Origin of the sequence: Nocardioides sp., assembly GCF_035503875.1 — a bacterium.
Lineage (GTDB): Bacteria > Actinomycetota > Actinomycetes > Propionibacteriales > Nocardioidaceae > Nocardioides.
Genome location: NZ_DATJTA010000107.1, coordinates 23,108 through 41,235 on the forward strand (window position 1 = coordinate 23,108; position 18,128 = coordinate 41,235).

The window sequence follows — 18,128 nt, forward strand, 5'->3', positions numbered from 1 at the left end:
CTCCGACCGCGGGATATCCCCAGGGCCACGGGGAAATGCGACCGGGGCCGGTCCACGAGCTGCTGCTCGCGGACCGGCCCCGGCGACGACGTCCGAGGTGCCTCGGATCAGGCGCCGACCTCGAAGCGGGCGAACCGCTTCACGGTGGTGCCGGACTCGTCGAGGACGGCCTTGACCGACTTCTTGTTCTCGGTCACCGACGGCTGCTCGAGGAGGACGACCTCCTTGAAGAAGCCGTTGAGGCGGCCCTCGGTGATCTTGGCGATCGCCTGCTCGGGCTTGCCCTCCTCGCGCGACTTCTGCTCGGCGATGCTGCGCTCGTGCTCGACGATGTCGGCGGGGACCTCGTCGCGGGTGAGGTACTGCGGGCGCATGGCCGCGATCTGCATCGCCGCGGCACGGGCCGCGTCGGCGTCGCCGGTGTACTCGACGAGGACGCCGACGGCGGGCGGCAGGTCGGCGGCACGCTTGTGCATGTAGGCGACGACGTCGCCCTCGAACGCGACGTACTGGCCGAGCTCGATCTTCTCGCCGATCGACACCGCGAGGGCGTCGACCACGGCGCCGACGGTCGAGCCGTCGAGCGCGACGGCCTTGAGGGCCTCGACGTCGGCCGGCTTGGCGTCGGACGCCGCGGCGGCGATCTTCTCGGCCGTGGCGACGAAGTCGTCACCCTTGGCCACGAAGTCGGTCTCGCACTTGAGCTCGACGAGCACGCCGGGGGCGTGCGCCACCAGACCGGCGGTCGCCTCGCGCTCGGCGCCGCGGGCCTCGGCCTTGGCCGCGCCCTTGACCCGCAGGATCTCGACGGCCTTGTCGAAGTCGCCGTCGGCCTCGGTGAGGGCCTTCTTGCAGTCCATCATGCCGGCGCCGGTGAGCTCACGGAGCTTCTTGACGTCGGCGGCAGAGATGTTCGCCATGAGTCTTCTTCCCTGTTGTTCGAGTGGGTGGCACCGCATTCAGCGACGCGGCGGGCCCCCGTACGTCGTACGTGGGCCGCGCCGCGATCGGAGAGTGCGTCAGGCCTTGGCCTCGTCGGCGGCGGGCGCCTCGGTGGTGGCCTCGGCAGCGGGCGCCTCGGCGGCGGGAGCCTCGGTCGACGCGCCGGTGGCCTCGGAGGCCGCGGCCTCGCCGGCGGGGGCGCTGGTGGCGGCCTCGGCGGCCTGCTCGGCGTCACCGGTCAGGAGCTCGCGCTCCCACTCGGCCAGCGGCTCCTCGGCGCCCGGGGCCTTCTCGCCCTCGCCCGACTTGGCGCCGGAGCGGGCGATCAGGCCCTCGGCGACGGCGTCGGCGACGACGCGGGTCAGCAGCCCGACGGCGCGGATGGCGTCGTCGTTGCCCGGGATCGGGAAGTCGACCTCGTCGGGGTCGCAGTTGGTGTCCAGGATGCCGATGATCGGGATCCGGAGCTTGCGCGCCTCCTCGACGGCGAGGTGCTCCTTCTTGGTGTCGACGATCCACACGGCGGACGGGGTGCGGCCCATCTCGCGGATACCGCCGAGGGTCTTCTCCAGCTTGTCGCGCTCGCGACGCATCTGGAGGAGCTCCTTCTTGGTGCGGCCGGACGCGGCGACGTTGTCGAAGTCGAGCTCGTCGAGCTCCTTCAGACGGTTGATCCGCTGGTGCACGGTCTGGAAGTTGGTCAGCATGCCGCCGAGCCAGCGCTGGTTGACGTAGGGCATGCCCACGCGGGTCGCCTGCTCGGCGATCGCCTCCTGCGCCTGCTTCTTGGTGCCGACGAACATGATCGTCCCGCCCTTGGCGACGGTCTCCTTGATGAAGGCGTACGACCGGTCGATGTAGGCCAGCGACTGCTGCAGGTCGATGATGTAGATGCCGTTGCGCTCGGTCATGATGAAGCGCTTCATCTTGGGGTTCCAGCGACGGGTCTGGTGCCCGAAGTGGACGCCGCTCTCGAGGAGCTGGCGCATGGTCACGACTGCCATGTGGGTTCTCTTCTCCTGGTGGCCGGCGCCCGTGTGCCCACCCTTGAAGCAGGGCGGGCCGGGAGTCCGGACCGGTTGTGTTTTCAGTTCACCGCGACCGACGGGTGCCGGTCGCCCTGACGCCTGCGCGTGACCCGACCCGCATCGCTGCGGGACCGAGGGCCATCGCCCGCGGGTGATCGGTCCCAGGAGCGGGACCGTCGCGGTCAGCCGACGTGCGTAGTCGTCCCGGATGCAGACATCCGGAACGCGTCCGCCAGACTACGGGACCGCGTCCCCGGACCGCCAATCGCGACAGCGACCACCGTCCGGGCCGTTCGACGTCCACAGCCGACCTGCCGGCGGGGCTCTCCACCGGTGGTCGACGCTCCACCCGTCGGCGTGCGCCACCGCCCCATGCTCGGTGCATGGCCCGAACCCTCGCCGTCCTCCTGCTCCTGCTCTCCGTGCTCTCCGTGTCCCCCGCCGACGCGGCCGATGCCGACCCCGTCGGGCACTGGCCACTGACACCCGAGCCCGAGGTCGTCGTGCGCTTCGACCCGCCCGCCGACCCGTGGGGGTCGGGACACCGCGGCGTCGACCTGCTCGGCCGGCCCGGGCAGACCGTGCTGGCAGCCCTCCCGGGCCGCGTCTCCTTCGCGGGCTCGCTCGCCGGTCGCGGCGTGCTCGTGGTCGACCACGGCTCGACCCGGACGACCTACGAGCCGGTCGCGGCCACCGTGGCGGTCGGCGACGAGGTCGTGGCCGGTGGGCCGATCGGCCGCCTCCAGAGTGGCGCCTCCCACTGCACGCCGCGCACCTGCCTGCACTGGGGCTGGATCGAGGGCGCGGACACCTACCTCGACCCGCTGCGCCTCGTCGGCGCCGGGCCGGTCCGGTTGCTGCCGCTGTGGCGCGACCGCCCGGTCGACGCTGCGCCGCTGCCGCAGCGGTCGGCGTACGACGGGTGGAGGCCGCTGGTCACCCTCCGGCTTGCCTGGTGACCCCGCCCCAGTCGGCACCCGCGGTGCCGACTGGCGTCATGCCCGGGGGTGGGCCTGCTGGTAGGCGCGGCGGAGGCGGTCGGTGGTGACGTGGGTGTAGCGCTGCGTGGTGGCGAGGGAGGCGTGGCCCAGCAGCTCCTGGACCGATCGCAGGTCGGCCCCGCCCTCCAGGAGGTGGGTGGCGGCGGAGTGGCGCAGGCCGTGCGGGCCGATGTCGGGGGCACCCGGGACGTCGGCGATCCGTCGGTGGACCAGTGTGCGGACCGCGCGCTGGTCGATCCGTCCGCCGCGCGCGCCCAGGAACAGCGCGGCGCCCGAGCCGTCCCGCGCCAGCAGCGGGCGGCCCTGCCGCAACCAGAACTGCAGGGCACGGGCGGCCGGCCGGCCGTAGGGCACGGTCCGCTCCTTGCGGCCCTTGCCGAAGACCCGGACGACGGACCGGTCCGCGTCGAGGTCGTCGACGTCGAGGCCGACGAGCTCGCCGACCCGGATGCCGGTCGCGTAGAGCAACTCCAGCATGGCGACGTCGCGCAGCCCGACCGGGCTGCCGTCATCCGCGAGGGCCGTCGCGGCGGCGATCAGGTCCTCGGCCTGGTCGGCGCACAGCACCGACGGCAGCGTCGCGTGCGCCTTGGGTGAGCCGAGACTGGCGCCGGGATCCGTCGGGATCCGGCCGGTGCGGGCCAGCCAGGCGGTGAACACCCGGGCGGCCGTCGCCCGACGGGCCAGGGTCGTGCGCGAACGACCCAGCGTCTGCTGCTTGGCCAGCCAGCTGCGCAGGGTGCGCAGGTCGAGCTCCGCGACCTCGTCGAGGCCCATCCGGTGGGCGTGCTCCAGCAGACCGGCCAGGTCCCCCAGGTAGGCGCGCACGGTGTGCGGGGCGAGGTCCCGCTCGGAGACCAGGTGCCGCTCGTACTCCCCCAGCACCCGCACCATCGGCTCGGGCAGCCCCACCTCGGGCTCCTCCGAGCTGGGTGCGGTCTCGGCGGTCACCCCCCGAGTCTAGGAACGCCCCACCGACGCGGGACCCGACACGCCGGGCGCGCTACTCCTGCGCCAGGGCGGCCAGACGCCACCCGTCCTCCTCTCGCTCGACGTACCCACCGGCCCGGAGCCGGTCGAGGGCCGGCCCGACCTTGAGCAGCGCCATCCCCGCCGTCCGCGCGACGGAGTCGGCGCCGACCGCTCGGCTGACGGGCACCGCGTCGAGCACCTGCTGATCGCTCATCGAGAGCCGGTCCCGGGAACGCTCGCGCCCGCGTGGCTCCTCCAGGACGTGCTGCCCGGCCGGCGCCACCATCTCCAGGACCTCCTGCCCCGACGTCACCAGCGTGGCCGCGCCCGACCTCAGCAGCTGGTGCACGCCCTGCGAGGGGGCACTCGTGATCGGCCCCGGGACCCCCATCAGGTGTCGGTTGAGCCGGGTGGCCCAGTTGGCGGTGTTGAGGGCACCGCTGCGGACCGCGGCCTCCACGACCACGGTGCCGGACGTGAGGGCGGCGATGATCCGGTTCCGGCTGAGGAAGCGGACCCGGGTCGGTGCGCCTCCCGGCGGCGACTCCGAGACGACCGCACCCTCCCGCGCGAGATGCTCGATCAGCTCGCGATGCGCCTGCGGATAGACCCGGTCGGCCCCGCAGGCCAGGACGGCGATCGTCGTCCCACCACCCCCGAGCGCACCGCGATGGGCCGCCTGGTCGATGCCGAAGGCGGCGCCCGAGACGACCGGCGCTCCGGACCGCGCGACCACCGCGGCGACCTGGGCGGCGACGTCCGCGCCGTACGTCGTCGCGGAGCGCGAGCCGACGACCGCCACGGAGGACCCGAGCCCGTCGAGCCGCAGCGGTCCGCGGACCCACAGCCCCAGCGGCGCGCCGCCGCGCTGCTGGAGCGGGGGCGCGAGGGCGAGGTCGTCCAGCTGCGTGGGCCACTCCGTGTCACCGGGGACGACGAACCGCAGGCCGGCCCGCGTCGCCTGCTCCAGCTGCCGGACGGGGTCGCAGCCCTCGAGCCGGCTGCGCGCGTCCCGGCGCACCTCGGAGTCGTCCCGCTGGGCCAGCACGTTGTCGTAGAGCACCTGCGCGCCCACGTCGGCGACCACGGCCGCCACCCGGGCGTCGCCCGGCTCGGTCAGCAGCGACAGGCCGACCCGAGCGAGGCGCTCCGCCTCCGGGACGCTCACGACGCCCGCCGGCGGAGCGCGGCCAGCGGCAGCGGGTCACCGCGCCTCAGGGCCAGCGCCGTCTCGACCTCGGAGACGCCCGGCCGGCGCCCGGGGTCGCGTGGGCACTGGAGGTCGAGCACCGTCCACGCCAGCCGGTGCACGCGGACGGCCCCGCGCGAGGTGATCTTGGCGTCGTAGATGTCGCCGTCGAGCCGGTCGCGCCCCGCCTCGTCGAGCGACCAACTGTCGCGCAGGGCCGCGCCGGGGACGTGGGCGTTGAGCCGCCAGCCGACCTCGGCGTACCGCTCGGCCTGACGGCGCCGGGCCTGGGTGACCCGGAGCCGGACGGACGCCGAGTCCTCGGGTCGCGCGAACCGGTCGTTGCGCTCGAACGGCTGGAGCGGCTCGACGTGGCGCAGGATGTCGACCCGGTCCGCGACCGGGCCGGTGATCTTGTTGCGGTAGTCGCGGCGCGCGACCTCCTTGCAGGTGCACCGGTTGTTGGCGGCGGCGGGACTGAAGTCTCCGCAGGGGCACGGATTGCAGGCGAGCACCACCATGCCGCGGGCCGGGAGCCGGACCTGCTCGTCGGTGCGAGCGATCACCACGTCGCCGCTCTCCAGCGGCTGGCGCATGGCCTCGATGACGTCGCTGCGGAACAGGGGGAACTCGTCGAGGAAGAGCACGCCGGCGTGGGCCAGGCTCACCGCGCCGGGTCGGACCTGCCCCGAGCCGCCGCCGATCAGGCTGGCCTTGCTCGCGTCGTGGTGGGGAGCGGAGAACGGCGGGCGACGGATCATCCCGGCGCCCGGGTCGAGCACGCCGGCCAGGGAGTGCAGCGCCGTCAGCTCCAGCGCCTCCTCGGCGGTGAGGTCGGGCAGCAGGGTCGGGATCCGCTCCGCGATGGTGGTCTTGCCCGCCCCCTTGGGGCCCGACAGCATCAGGTGGTGGCCGCCCGCCGCCGCGACCTCGATCGCGAAGCGGGCGTCGGCCAGGCCCATCAGGTCGGCCAGGTCGACCTCCTCCATCCGCTCCTCGCCCCGCCACGACAGCAGCCGGCTGCCCGACGCGGCCGCCACCGGGTCGGCCTCCGGCACCTCCTCGCCGCGGAGCTCGGCGACGACCTGGGCGAGCGAGCGCATCCCGAGCACGCTCATGCCGGGGACCATCGCGGCCTCAGCGGCCTGCGGCTCGGGCACGAAGACGCGGCGGATCCCGCGGTCGGCCGCGGCCAGCACCATCGGCAGCACCCCCGGCACCGACCGGAGACCACCGTCGAGGGTGAGCTCGCCGATCAGCGCCGCGCCGTCCAGCGCCGCGCCGGGCAGCCGACCGTCGGCCGCCAGCACGGAGCAGGCGATGGCCAGGTCGAAGTGCGTGCCGCGCTTGGGCAGGTCGGCCGGCGAGAGCAGGATGGTGATCCGCTTGGTGGCGGGCCAGGTGAGCGACGAGTTGATGATCGCCATCCGGCACCGATCTCGCGCCTCCTGGATCGAGGCGTCCGGGCGCCCCACCAAGGTGGTGCCGACCTGGCCGGGTGAGACGTCGGTCTGGACGTCGATCACGTGCCCGAGAGCTCCCTGGAGCGAGACGGTCCGCGCCGTCGCGAAGGGCATCAGCCGATCCCCCGCACGTGGTCGAGCTGCGAGGGTCCGCGACGTGGCCGGATGACGGCGACCAGGTCGATGCGGATCTCCACCGGTCCGACTCCGTGCGCCTCCCGCCATCGGACGGCCAGACGGCGCAGCCGGGCGAGCTTCAGCTCGGTCACGGCCTCATGCGGGGTACCGCACCGGTCGCTGCTGCGGGTCTTGACCTCGCACACGACCAGGACGTCCTCCTCGCGCAGCACGAGATCGAGCTCGCCCGCCTCGCAGCGCCAGTTCCGGTCCAGCAGGATCATCCCCTGGGCCGTCAGGTGGCGTGCGGCGAGCGACTCGCCGTACGCCCCGAGCGCCTGCGTCGTGGTGCGTGCTGGTGTGCTGCTTCCCGTCATCGGCTGACCTCCTGCGGACAGCCTCGCCGCGAGCGGGGACGCGGGAGCCCGTCGCCCAGGAGGACCTGGGGACGACCCCGTTCCCCGCCCCGGTGTGGACGACTCGTGGCCCGGGAGAAGCCGGGCCTACGGCTTCGGCGGGTCGATCTCGGAGGGGTTGAGCTCCTCGACGTTGACGTCCTTGAAGGTCAGCACCTTGACGTTCTTGGCGAACCGCGCCGGGCGGTACATGTCCCACACCCAGGCGTCGCTCATCGAGACCTCGAAGAAGACCTCGCCGGCCTCCGTGCGCGCCTTCACGTCGACCTGGTTGCACAGGTAGAAGCGCCGGTCCGTCTCCACGACGTACTTGAAGATGCCGACGACGTCGCGGTACTCGCGATAGAGCGTCAGCTCCATCTCGGTCTCGTACTTCTCGAGGTCCTCGGCGCTCACCCGGAGGACTCTAGTTCAGGCTCCAGGCCCGCAGCCCGCCGTACGTTCACGAAGCGCATCCGGTGCACCGGCGAGGGTCCGTGCTCGCGCAGCGCCGCGGTGTGGGTCTCGGTGATGTAGCCCTTGTGGGTCTTGAAGTCGTACGCCGGCCAGTCGCGGTCCAGCTCGGTCATGATCCGGTCGCGGGTGACCTTGGCGAGCACCGACGCGGCGCTGATGCAGGCCGCGACCCGGTCGCCCTTCCAGACCGCCAGCCCCGGCACGCCCAGCCCGTCGACGGGGAACCCGTCGGTCAGGACGTACGCCGGCGGCAGGTCCAGCAGCGCCACCGCCCGTCGCAGCGCCTCGACGTTCGCGACGTGCATGCCGAGGCGGTCGCACTCCTCCTGGCTGACCACCACGACCGACCAGGCGACGGCACGCCGCACGACCTGCTCGTAGCAGCGCTCGCGCGCCTTCTCAGTCAGCAGCTTGGAGTCGGCGAGCCCGGGGACGATCCCGGCGCGTCCCTCGGGCAGGATCGCCGCCCCCGCGACCAGCGGTCCCGCGCAGGCACCGCGGCCGGCCTCGTCGACGCCCGCGATCGGGGCGATGCCGTGCCGGCGCAGCGCGCGCTCGTAGCCGTACAGCCCGGCGTCACGCCGGACCGTCGCTCCCCGGGGCAGGACACTCACCCGACCACCTTCTCAGGAGGCGTCGGGTACGTCGTCGAAGGCATCGACACCGTCGGTGAGATCCAGGCGGTCAGCGGGCCAGACCCGTGCGAACAGGCGGCCGACCACGCTGTCGACGTCGACGTACGGCGCGTCGCAGTCGGGGTCGTCGGAGCGGCACAGCCGCACCGAGGAGTCGCCGGAGTGGGAGCGGTTGTCACCCATGACGAACAGCTTGCCCTCCGGGATCGGGCCGACCTTCCAGTCCTCGCCGCAGTTGTCCTGCCGCGGGCCGTAGCACGGCGCCCCGTCGAGGACGGCGTACTCGGACTCGTCGACCGACACCCCGTTGACCTTCAGGCGGCCCTGCTCGTCGCAGCACTCGATGACGTCGCCCCCGACCCCGATGACCCGCTTCACGAGGTGCCCGCCGGACGGGTAGAGCCCGATCGCGGCCAGCCCCTTCGCGACCGGGCCGGTCGGGCCGGCCGTCTCGCCGAGCAGCCAGTTGCCCGGGTCCTCGAAGACGATCACGTCGCCCCGCTGCGGCTGGCCGCCGAACCAGTACGACGGCTTCTGCACCAGGATCCGGTCGTTCTTGACCAGCCCCGGCTCCATCGACTCCGAGGGGATGTAGAAGGACTGCAGGAACAGCGCCTTGACCACGACGGCCAGCAGCACGGCGGCGACGAGGAGCACCACCGTCTCCTGCCAGCCGGAGAGCTTCCGCCGGGTCCGGGCGGCATGCTGCGGGGCGTCGTCCTGCGGAGCGGGCTCCGGTGCGGGATCCGGGGAAATGGACGAGGACCGCGGGTCCCCGTCCCCGTCATCGACGGAAGGGGTCCCGCGGTCCTCGGTGGTCACGCGGAGATCCTAGGCGGCAGCCGGGGATCTCAGGACTCGCGACGCTCCTTGATCTTGGCGGCCTTGCCGCGCAGGTTGCGCAGGTAGTAGAGCTTCGCGCGGCGGACGTCACCGCGGGTGACGATCTCGATCTGCTCGAAGATCGGGGAGTGCAGCGGGAAGGTCCGCTCGACACCGACGCCGAAGGAGACCTTGCGGACGGTGAAGGTGCGGCCCACGCCGGAGCCCTGCACGCGGATCACGACGCCCTGGAAGATCTGGACACGGGAGCGGTTGCCCTCGACGACCTTCACGTGGACCTTGATGGTGTCGCCCGCGCGGAAGGCGGGGACGTCGTCGCGCTTGGCGGCCGCGCCGAGCTCGGTGATGACGTTGCTCATGATTCTCCTCGCGGGTGCCACAGGTCAGCCGCGGTCTCGGATGTGGTGCGTGTTCAGGTGTCGTCCAGGCGAGGTGGCCGGCGGCGCTGGGCTCCCCCTGTGGCAGGGGCCCGACGCAGATCCCCCGTGCGGTCCTCGGAGCGATCCTTCGGCCCGGCTGGACCAAGGGATGAGTCTGCCACAGGGGTCTCAGCGGCCGGAAATCCGCTTCGTCAGCACCACCGCGCCGGGCGGCGGCGCCAGGTCCGGGCGCAGCCGGAAGCCGGCCTTCTTGTACATCCGCAGGTTCGCGGCGCTGCCCACCCCGGTGAACAGGACGTACGACGTCGCCGCGGGCGGCGCGACCCGCTGCACGTGCTCCAGCAGCGCCCGGCCCAGCCCGCGCCCCTGCAGGTCCGGCGCGACCATCACGCGGCCGATGTCCCACGCCTCGCCCTCGAGGCGCCCGCGCACCGCGCCGACGAGACGGCCGGCGGCGCGCACGACGTACCAGTCCCACTCCTCGAAGGAGGCCAGCATGTCGTCGAGCGACTCGTGCAGCGCGGGGATGTCGAGGGAGTCGTTGACGAGCGCCTCCTGGACCCAGCAGGCGCGCTGGAGGACCAGCAGCTCGGGCGCGTCGGCGCGGGTCGCCGGGACGATCTCCTCGCCGCCCGGGACCTGGCTGGCGTGCAGGAGGTCGGGGCGCCGGTCGGCGGTGCGCGCGAGCTGCTGCTCGTGCCGCCAGGCGGCGATCGCCCCGTGGTTGCCGCCGAGCAGCACCTCGGGCACCTCGTGGCCGCGCCAGGTCGCGGGCTTGGTGTAGACGGGGTACTCCAGCAGCCCATCCTCGTGCGACTCCTCGACCAGTGACGCGGCGTTGCCCATGAAGCCGGGCAGCAGCCGCACCACGGCCTCGGTGATCGCGAGGGCGGCGACCTCTCCCCCGTTGAGGACGTAGTCGCCGATGGAGACCTCGCGTACCTCGCACCGGGTCGCGGCGTGGTCGAGCACCCGCTGGTCGATGCCCTCGTAGCGCCCGCACGCGAAGACTAGCCGCTCCCGGGTCGCCAGCTCACGGGCCAGCGCCTGGGTGAAGGGCTCCCCCGAGGGCGTCAGGACGACGAGGGTGGCACCGTCCACGTCCAGCTCGTCGAAGGCCTCGCCCCACGGCTCGGGCTTGAGCACCATCCCCGCGCCGCCGCCGTACGGCGTGTCGTCGACGGCGCGGTGCCGGTCGTGGGTCCAGGTCCGCAGGTCGTGGACGTGCACCTCGATCAGACCGGAGGACACCGCCTTGCCCGGGAGCGAGAGCTGCAGCGGCGCGAGGTAGTCCGGGAAGATCGTGAGGTAGTCGAGCCTCACGCGTCGTCCTCCAGCGGCGTGACCAGGCCCGGGCGGTCGGCGATCACGACGTGGCCGGCGGCGACGTCGACCGCGGGCACCAGCGCCTTCACGAACGGCACCAAGGCGTCGCGGCCCTCGGGCGTACGGATCGTCAGCAGGTCCTGGGCGCCGTGGACCAGCCCGGTCACCTCGCCGAGCGCGCGACCCTCGACGTCGTACGCCGCCAGGCCGACCAGCTGGTGGTCGTAGAACTCGTCCGGGTCCTCGGGCGACTCGTCGGCCGGGACGGCGGTGTGCAGCAGCAGGCCCCGCGCGGCCTCGGCCGCCGTCCGGTCGGGGATCTCCTCGAAGACGACCAGCAGCCGCGAGGAGTGCCAGCGGGCGCGCTCGACGGTCAGGGTGCGCAGCGTGCTGGTCGAGCCCCGGGGCGCCTCGACCCGCAGGACCGACCCGGGCGCGAAGCGCCGCTCGGGCTCGTCGGTGCGGACGTCGATGGTGACGTCGCCGCGGATGCCATGGGCCTTGCCGATCCGGCCGACCACGACCTCGATGCTCTCCACTGGGTCCTTCCTGCGCTTTCGGTCGTCAAATGCCGAACGGGTGCCGCCCCGGAGGGCGACACCCATTCAAGCGGTTCGTGCGTGACGCTGTCTCAGCGACGCCGGTCGACGTCCACGAAGTCGACCCGCGCGCCGGACCGGCCGGCGAGGGCGGAGATGACGGTGCGGAACGCCGACGCCGTACGGCCGCCGCGGCCGATGACCTTGCCGAGGTCGTCGGGGTGCACCCGGACCTCGAGCACGGAGCCGCGGCGCAGCTGCTTGTCGCGGACCGACACGTCGTCGGGGTTGTCGACGACACCCCGGACGAGGTGCTCGAGAGCGTCGGCGAGCATGTCGCTCAGGCCTCGGCCTTGGTCTCGGCCGCCTCGGCCTCGACGGTGGCGTCCTCGGGAGACTGACCGGCGGCGACCTCGACGGCCGGGGTCTCCTCGGCCTTCGGCTCCTCGGTCTTCTCAGCCTTGTCGGCCTTCTTCGCGGCGGTCTTCTTGGTCACGGCCTCGGTCGCGCCGGAGCCGTGGGCCTCCTTGAGCGCCTCGTTGAAGATCTCGAGCTTGTCGCGCTTCGGCTCCTTGACCTTCAGGGTCCCCTCGGTGCCGGGGAGGCCCTTGTAGGTCTGCCAGTCGCCGGTGATCTTCAGGATCGCCTCGACGGCCTCGGTCGGCTGCGCGCCGACGCCCAGCCAGTACTGCGCCCGGTCGGAGACGACGTCGATGTACGACGGGTCCTCCTTGGGGTGGTACTTGCCGATCTCCTCGATGACCTTGCCGTCGCGCTTCTTGCGCGAGTCGACGACGACGATGCGGTACTGGGGCACGCGGACCTTGCCCAGGCGCTTCAAACGGATCTTGACGGCCACGTCTGTGGTGTCTCCTCAGGAATATGGTGTGGGTGGCTGCCCCTCCACCAGGTGGGGAACACCGGGGCGGGACGACCGTCGGGCTCTGCGCACGCGGGTGAGAGGGACCGCAGGCACAGGACTCAGCGGACGATTCTGCCAGACGCCGGGCGCCCGGTCGAAATCGGGCACGATGTCGGCCATGAGCGCCGATCCGAGCCTGCCGACGCCCCCTCGGACCCCGACGAGAGTACGTCCGTCGGCGTGGTGGTTCGCGCTCGGTGGCGGGCTGCTCGTGGCCGCCGTCGTCAGCGGGTTCGCGCTGTTCGCGTGGACGCTGAGCGGCTTCCTCTCCACCGACTCGTCGGTGCCGGTCGACGGCGCACCGCACCTCGTGGCGGTCGAGCACGACGACGACCTGATGCTCTGGGCCGACGAGACCGTCGTGACGCCCACCTGCACGGTGGTCGACGTCGCCACCGGCACCACGCTGCCTCAGCGGAGGCCGACCGGCGAGTTCCGCCGGTCGGTGGACGGCGAGGGCGACTGGCTGGGCGTCGCCGTCGTCGACGGCGGGGTGAGGGAGCTCCAGGTGACCTGCGAGCAGCCGAGCACCCCTGTCGCCACCGTCGAGATCGGACCGGTCCCCCACCTCGGGAGCTTCGGGCTCGGCCTGGCGGCGACGATCGTCGTACCCCTGCTCCTCGGCGGGCTCGGCCTGCTCGTCCTGCTGGTCACCGGCATCCTGTGGTCGACGCGGGCCACGACTCGCCGCTGAACGTCCGGTTCGACTCCGCCACCGGCGTGCGGCCCGCCGACTCGGGTCGAGCCGTCGCGCTGCGTACTATGCCGGGGTGCCGGACGCCCGACCCTCCACGCTGAGCCCTGAGCGCTCGGCGAAACGGGGCTTCCGCGGCGACATCCAGGGCATGCGCGCGGTCGCCGTACTGCTGGTCATGCTCTGGCACGCGGGGGTCGGCGTACTGCCCGGCGGCTTCGTCGGCGTCGACGTCTTCTTCGTCGTCTCCGGCTTCCTGATGACCGGCATCCTGCTGCGGGACCAGGACTCGGAGCGCGGTATCTCGCTCCTCTCCTTCTACGCGCGACGCGCTCGGCGACTGCTGCCGGCCAGTCTGTGCACGCTGGCCGTGGTCGGTCTGGTCGGGTGGTGGCTCCTGCCACCGCTGCGACGGTGGGACCTGCTCGCCGACATCGCGGCCAGCAGTGCGTTCGGCATGAACTGGCGCATGTCGAACCAGGCCGTCGACTACCTGGCGGCCACGACCGGCCCCCCGAGCGCGCTGCAGCACTTCTGGTCGCTGGGCGTCGAGGAGCAGTTCTACTTCGTCTGGCCCGTGCTGCTCATGGCGGCGGGGGCACTCGCGCTCCGGCTCGGGATCTCCCGGCGGCGCGTCGTGGGTGCCGCGATGCTGGTGGTGCTGGCGGTCTCGTTCGCCTACTCCGTCCACGAGACCTCGACGAATCCCGCCCAGGCCTACTTCGTCACCTGGACCCGGGTCTGGGAGCTCGCGGTCGGCGCACTCGCGGCGCTGGTCGCGGACCGGTGGACCCGGCTGCCGCGCCGGGTCGCGGCACCCGCCGGCTGGCTGGGGCTGGCGGCGATCATCGTGGCGGCGGTGCGGTACGACGAGACGACGCCGTTCCCGGGATCGGCGGCCCTGCTGCCCGTCCTCGGCGCTGCCCTGGTCGTCCTCTCGGGTCCGGCGGCGGGTTCGAAGGGTCCGGTGCTCCTGCTGGGCGTGAAGCCGATGCGGCGGATCGGCGACTGGTCCTACTCCCTCTACCTCTGGCACTGGCCGCCGCTCGTGTTCACCGCGGTGGTCCTCGAGCGCGACCTGGGGGTCCGGGCCGGCCTGCTGGTCGTCGCGGCATCGTTCATTCCGGCGTACCTCTCCTACCGCTTCATCGAGGAGCCGGCCCGGCGGGCCACCTGGTCGCGAGGTCACTGGCCGGCGCTGGGTGCCTGGGGCGGCCTCGCCGCCGCGACGCTCGGGATCGCCCTGGTGGCCGGGCTGATGCGTCCGGAGGTCGTGCAGACCGACGGTTCGCTCGCCAACGCGCTGACGATGAGCGAGCGGCGTCCGCAGTCGGTGTCGAACCTCGGCGCCGGCGCGCTGGACGCGAAGCCGCGGGGCGACCGCACCGGCGCACCACGCCACGACGCGACCTTCTACCCGCAGCCCGAGCAGCTGCCCGACACCCAGTTCGGCTGCATCACGCCGTACACCGTCGACGAGGTCGAGACCTGCGACTACGCCGCCACCGACTCCGACACCCGTGTCGTGCTGGCCGGCGACTCCCACGCCGTCCAGTGGGCGCGGGCCATGGTCGACGTGGCCTCGGCCAGCGACTGGCACCTGACCCTGATGGCCAAGCAGTACTGCCCGCTGGCTCCGGGGGTGCCGATCGAGTCGCCGTACCAGGATTCCTGCGCGCAGTGGCAGGAGGCCGCGGCCGAGGAGCTGCTGCGCGACCCGCCGGACCTGCTGGTCACCAGCCAGGAGGACTACCGCGCGCTCGGCGACGACGGTGAGATCCTCGACCTGCGGGCCGGCGCCCAGGCCCTCGGGACCGCCCAGCGGCAGCTCTACCGGGAGCTCCTCGCGGCCGGCACCACCATCGCGGTGATCCGGAACACCCCGCGCGCGGGCATCGACATGGGCGCCTGCCTCACCGAGAACGCGGACGACATCACCGCCTGCGCGATTCCGCGCAAGCACGCGCTCCGCGGCGTCGGGGCCGCCCAGAAGTACGCGGTGCAGGACCTCGACGACGTCCGACTCATCGACCTCACCGACTCCATCTGCCCCACCCGCCGGTGTGCTCCCGTCATCGGGTCCGTGCTCGTCTTCCAGGACGCCAACCACATGACGACGACCTACGGCCAGTCGCTCGCCCCCCGGCTCGCGGCCCAGCTCCCGGGGGCCGCCCGGCTCTGAGGGCCGCCGTACGACGCCGCTCGCTTCTCATTGCGGTCTCACCAACCTCGGCCGAATCACTCACGATCGGGTCCCACCCGCCGAATGCCCTCGCATGTCCACCGACTCCCCGCCGGCCACCGCGCCCGTCGCGCTGATCGTCGAAGACGACGAGGACACCGCCGAGCTGCTCGACCTGGTCCTCTCCCAGGCGGGGTTCTCCGTGATCACCGCGCTCAACGGCACCGAGGGCACCGAGCTCGCCCGGCTCCACCAGCCCGCCCTGACCACCATCGACGTGTCGATGCCCGGGATGGACGGGTTCGAGACGACCCGGCGGATCCGGGAGTTCAGCGGCACCTACATCGTCATCATCAGCACCCGCTCCGACGAGCGGGACATCCTGGCCGGGTTCGACGCGGGCGCCGACGACTACGTCCCGAAGCCGATCCGGCCGCGCGAGCTGCAGGCCCGTCTCGCCGCGGTGGCGCGCCGCCCGACGACGACGTTCGCCCCGCAGCCCGTGACCCACGCCTGGGCCGCGGCGGCCGAGGACCCCGCGCGCTCGGCGTACCACCGCCTGGTCGTCGCGGGCGGCCAGCCCGTCGACCACCTCGCGGCCATCCCGGGGCCGGTCACCGTCCACGAGCCGGAGCCGGACGAGGAGCTCGAGGAGACCGGCGAGGCCGGCCGCGACGGCATGCTCGAGCTCGGCATGCGCTTCGTGGGCAGCTGGATCGAGTTCTACGGCCTGCGCATCAACCCGGCGCGCGGCCTCGTGGTCGTCGACGACCGCCTGGTCGACCTGAACCCGCGGCAGTTCGACCTGCTGCAGCTGATGTTCTACTCCGGCACCCGGACCCGCTCGTCGCGCTACCTCGCGCTGCGGCTGCGCGGCGAGACCGAGGAGACCACGCGCACCCAGGCCTACCAGGACCGCGACTGGGTCGAGTCGCTCATGGAGAACCTGCTCAACCGCCTCGGCGAGCGGGCCCACGCGCCTCGCTGGATCGAGGCCCGGTCGCGGTCGCGGTTCCGGCTGGTCCGCCCGGAATAGCCACAACCAGCCGGGCCGACGCGGCGTCGTACCGGCATGACCCCCTCGCAGCGCCACCCGTGGCTCCGGCCCGTCGCCGTGGCGGTGCACCGCACCCGGCGCCGGCTCACCTGGTGGCGCGCGCACTGTGACTGGGCGACGGACCGGTCGCCCGGGCTCCCTCTCTCGACGCGCGTGGCGCGGCACGACTCGCTGCTGCTGCGCGAGCTCGCCGGGACGGACCCGGCGCTCCAGCACGGGAAGGTCGCCAACCTGCGGCTCGCGGCGCCGTACGTCGACGGGCTGGTGCTGCGCCCCGGGCAGACCTTCTCGTTCAACCGCACCGTGGGCAGCTGCTCGCGCCGGCGGGGGTACGTCGACGGCCTGCGCCTGAGCGACGGCCGGCCCGTGCCCGGGGTGGGCGGCGGCGTCTGCCAGCTGGCGAACCTGCTGCACTGGCTCGTGCTGCACTCCCCGCTCACCGTGGTGGAGCGGTCCGAGCACAGCGTCGACGCGTTCCCGGACAGCGGCCGGGTGGTGCCGTGGGGCGTGGGCTGCACGATCGTTTACAACTACGTCGACCTGGTGGTGCGCAACGACACCGGCACGACCTTCCAGCTCGGCGTCCGGGTCGGCGAGAGGTACCTGCACGGCGAGCTGCGCGCGGACCGGGAGCTCGCGCACGGCTACCGGGTCGAAGCGCGCGGGGAGGAGTTCGTGAGCCTCGACGGCGTCCTGCACCGGCGCAACGAGATCTGGCGAACCGCCACCGACCGTCGCACCGGCGCGCAGCTGGACGAGCTGGTCCGGCGCAACTGCGCGCGGGTGGCGTACGGGGTCTAGGCGACCACGCGCCCGCGGAGCACGACGCGCTTCGGCGTGTAGAGCACCGACGGATCGACGCGCGGGTCCCGGTCCAGCACCACCAGGTCGGCCTCGACACCTTCGGCGAGGGTGGGGTCGAAGCCGAGCCACTCCCGGGCGCGCCACGAGGCCGCCGCGACGACGTACTCGGCGGGCAGGCCGAGGTCGACCATCGCCAGGATCTCGCCGGCCAGGTGGCCGTGCCGAGTGGGACCGCCGCCGTCGCTGCCGACGTACAGCTGGACCCCGGCCTCCCAGGCGCTCATCAGCACCTCGCGACGCTGGGCGTAGAGCTCCTCCATCGTCGCGGAGTACGCCGGGAAGCGCTCCCGGCCCGCCTCGGCGAACCCCGGGAACTTCGAGGTCTGCATGACGGTCGGCACCAGCGCGACGCCGGCGGCGGCCATCTGCTCCACCTGGTCGACCGCGAGGCCGGTGCCGTGCTCGATGCAGTCGATGCCGGCCTCCAGGAGGCCCGGGAGCACGTCGCGTCCGAAGCAGTGCGCCGTCACCCGCGCGCCCTCCGCGTGCGCGGCCGCGATCGCCGCGGCGAACGACTCCGCCGGGAACGACGGCGCGAGGTCGCCCTCCTCGCGCGAGATCCAGTCGCCGACCAGCTTGATCCACCCGTCACCGGCGCGGGCCTGCTCGGCGGCGTACGACGGCAGGTCGGCAGGCTCGATCTCGTGGCCGAAGTTGCGGATGTAGCGCTTGGTGCGGGCGATGTGCCGCCCCGCCCGGACCAGCCGCGGGAGGTCCTCGCGCTGCTGCACCCACCGGGTGTCGGCGGGCGACCCGCAGTCGCGCAGCAGCAGCGCACCGGTGTCCCGGTCGGCCAGTGCCTGCCGCTCCACCTCGGCGTCGTCGACCGCTCCCCCGTCGTCGAGCCCGAGGTGGTTGTGGGCGTCGACCAGCCCCGGTACGACCCACCCCTCCGCCACCAGCTCGGCCCCGGGCTGCCGCTCGTAGGTGACCCGGCCGTCGACGACGTACAGGTCGCGCACCTCCCCGTCGGGCAGGACCGGACCGTGGATGCGAAGAGCGGGGGCACTCATACCCGGGACGCTACCCAACGCCGAGTCGGCAGAAGTTGCCGGTCGAGTCGGCAGAACTTTCTGACAGGCTGTGCGCAAGTTCTGCCGAC

20 protein-coding genes are annotated in these 18,128 nt (G+C 73.1%); 5 read left to right on the forward strand and 15 right to left on the reverse strand.

Annotated elements, in window-relative coordinates:
• Positions 1-107 precede the first annotated feature (107 nt).
• Together tsf and rpsB are read right to left on the reverse strand one after the other, a co-directional pair.
• Positions 108-920, reverse strand: a complete 813-nt coding sequence (gene tsf / locus VMF51_RS25755; protein WP_325477355.1) for a translation elongation factor Ts — start codon at positions 918-920, stop codon at positions 108-110.
• 99 nt (positions 921-1,019) lie between these two features.
• Complete coding sequence (gene rpsB, locus VMF51_RS25760; protein WP_325477356.1) at positions 1,020-1,946, reverse strand: 30S ribosomal protein S2; 927 nt, start codon at positions 1,944-1,946, stop codon at positions 1,020-1,022.
• A gap of 407 nt (positions 1,947-2,353) precedes the next feature.
• Between rpsB and VMF51_RS25765 the strand changes: the two genes are divergently transcribed.
• Entirely contained in the window at positions 2,354-2,929 is a 576-nt protein-coding gene (locus VMF51_RS25765; protein ID WP_325477357.1) for a M23 family metallopeptidase, read from the forward strand.
• Between the two features lie 36 nt (positions 2,930-2,965).
• Here VMF51_RS25765 and VMF51_RS25770 read toward each other — a convergent pair whose 3' ends face one another.
• The 12 genes from VMF51_RS25770 to rpsP all read right to left on the reverse strand — a co-directional run bounded on the left by VMF51_RS25770 (position 2,966) and on the right by rpsP (position 12,166).
• Positions 2,966-3,865, reverse strand: a complete 900-nt coding sequence (locus VMF51_RS25770; RefSeq protein ID WP_325477375.1) for a tyrosine recombinase XerC — start codon at positions 3,863-3,865, stop codon at positions 2,966-2,968.
• A 109-nt stretch (positions 3,866-3,974) separates the two neighbouring features.
• Entirely contained in the window at positions 3,975-5,111 is a 1,137-nt protein-coding gene (gene dprA, locus VMF51_RS25775) for a DNA-processing protein DprA (RefSeq protein ID WP_325477358.1), read from the reverse strand.
• A complete protein-coding gene (locus tag VMF51_RS25780; protein WP_325477359.1) occupies positions 5,108-6,709 on the reverse strand; it encodes a YifB family Mg chelatase-like AAA ATPase in 1,602 nt (533 codons plus the stop codon). The genes dprA and VMF51_RS25780 overlap by 4 nt, the downstream gene beginning before the upstream one ends.
• Positions 6,709-7,089 carry a YraN family protein gene (locus tag VMF51_RS25785; protein WP_325477360.1) on the reverse strand — a complete coding sequence of 127 codons (381 nt, stop codon included), beginning with the start codon at positions 7,087-7,089 and terminating at the stop codon, positions 6,709-6,711. The genes VMF51_RS25780 and VMF51_RS25785 overlap by 1 nt, the downstream gene beginning before the upstream one ends.
• Positions 7,090-7,215: 126 nt before the next feature.
• The gene (locus tag VMF51_RS25790) at positions 7,216-7,524 is read right to left on the reverse strand and encodes a DUF2469 domain-containing protein (protein WP_325477361.1); all 309 of its coding nucleotides are present in this window, start codon (positions 7,522-7,524) and stop codon (positions 7,216-7,218) included.
• Positions 7,521-8,198, reverse strand: coding sequence for a ribonuclease HII (locus VMF51_RS25795; RefSeq protein WP_325477362.1), 678 nt, complete (start codon positions 8,196-8,198; stop codon positions 7,521-7,523). The genes VMF51_RS25790 and VMF51_RS25795 overlap by 4 nt, the downstream gene beginning before the upstream one ends.
• 12 nt (positions 8,199-8,210) lie before the next feature.
• Complete coding sequence (gene lepB / locus VMF51_RS25800) at positions 8,211-9,041, reverse strand: signal peptidase I (RefSeq protein WP_325477363.1); 831 nt, start codon at positions 9,039-9,041, stop codon at positions 8,211-8,213.
• A gap of 29 nt (positions 9,042-9,070) precedes the next feature.
• Positions 9,071-9,421 carry a 50S ribosomal protein L19 gene (gene rplS, locus VMF51_RS25805; RefSeq protein WP_325477364.1) on the reverse strand — a complete coding sequence of 117 codons (351 nt, stop codon included), beginning with the start codon at positions 9,419-9,421 and terminating at the stop codon, positions 9,071-9,073.
• Positions 9,422-9,610: 189 nt separating this feature from the next.
• The gene (gene trmD, locus VMF51_RS25810) at positions 9,611-10,765 is read right to left on the reverse strand and encodes a tRNA (guanosine(37)-N1)-methyltransferase TrmD (RefSeq protein ID WP_325477365.1); all 1,155 of its coding nucleotides are present in this window, start codon (positions 10,763-10,765) and stop codon (positions 9,611-9,613) included.
• Positions 10,762-11,307 carry a ribosome maturation factor RimM gene (gene rimM / locus VMF51_RS25815; RefSeq protein WP_325477366.1) on the reverse strand — a complete coding sequence of 182 codons (546 nt, stop codon included), beginning with the start codon at positions 11,305-11,307 and terminating at the stop codon, positions 10,762-10,764. The genes trmD and rimM overlap by 4 nt, the downstream gene beginning before the upstream one ends.
• A gap of 92 nt (positions 11,308-11,399) precedes the next feature.
• Complete coding sequence (locus tag VMF51_RS25820) at positions 11,400-11,642, reverse strand: RNA-binding protein (protein ID WP_325477367.1); 243 nt, start codon at positions 11,640-11,642, stop codon at positions 11,400-11,402.
• Positions 11,643-11,647: 5 nt separating this feature from the next.
• Positions 11,648-12,166, reverse strand: coding sequence for a 30S ribosomal protein S16 (gene rpsP / locus VMF51_RS25825; RefSeq protein WP_325477368.1), 519 nt, complete (start codon positions 12,164-12,166; stop codon positions 11,648-11,650).
• A gap of 181 nt (positions 12,167-12,347) precedes the next feature.
• On the opposite strand from rpsP, the gene VMF51_RS25830 reads away from it, so the two are divergent.
• The 4 genes from VMF51_RS25830 (at position 12,348) to VMF51_RS25845 (ending at position 16,963) form a co-directional block, all read left to right on the forward strand.
• Positions 12,348-12,923, forward strand: a complete 576-nt coding sequence (locus VMF51_RS25830; protein WP_325477369.1) for a hypothetical protein — start codon at positions 12,348-12,350, stop codon at positions 12,921-12,923.
• 76 nt (positions 12,924-12,999) lie between these two features.
• Positions 13,000-15,105, forward strand: coding sequence for an acyltransferase family protein (locus VMF51_RS25835; RefSeq protein WP_325477370.1), 2,106 nt, complete (start codon positions 13,000-13,002; stop codon positions 15,103-15,105).
• 94 nt (positions 15,106-15,199) lie between these two features.
• Positions 15,200-16,141, forward strand: a complete 942-nt coding sequence (locus VMF51_RS25840) for a response regulator transcription factor (RefSeq protein WP_325477371.1) — start codon at positions 15,200-15,202, stop codon at positions 16,139-16,141.
• A gap of 36 nt (positions 16,142-16,177) precedes the next feature.
• Complete coding sequence (locus VMF51_RS25845; protein ID WP_325477372.1) at positions 16,178-16,963, forward strand: VanW family protein; 786 nt, start codon at positions 16,178-16,180, stop codon at positions 16,961-16,963.
• Here VMF51_RS25845 and VMF51_RS25850 read toward each other — a convergent pair.
• A complete protein-coding gene (locus VMF51_RS25850; RefSeq protein ID WP_325477373.1) occupies positions 16,960-18,039 on the reverse strand; it encodes an amidohydrolase family protein in 1,080 nt (359 codons plus the stop codon). The two genes, VMF51_RS25845 and VMF51_RS25850, sit on opposite strands and share 4 nt — an antisense overlap.
• Positions 18,040-18,128: the final 89 nt, after the last annotated feature.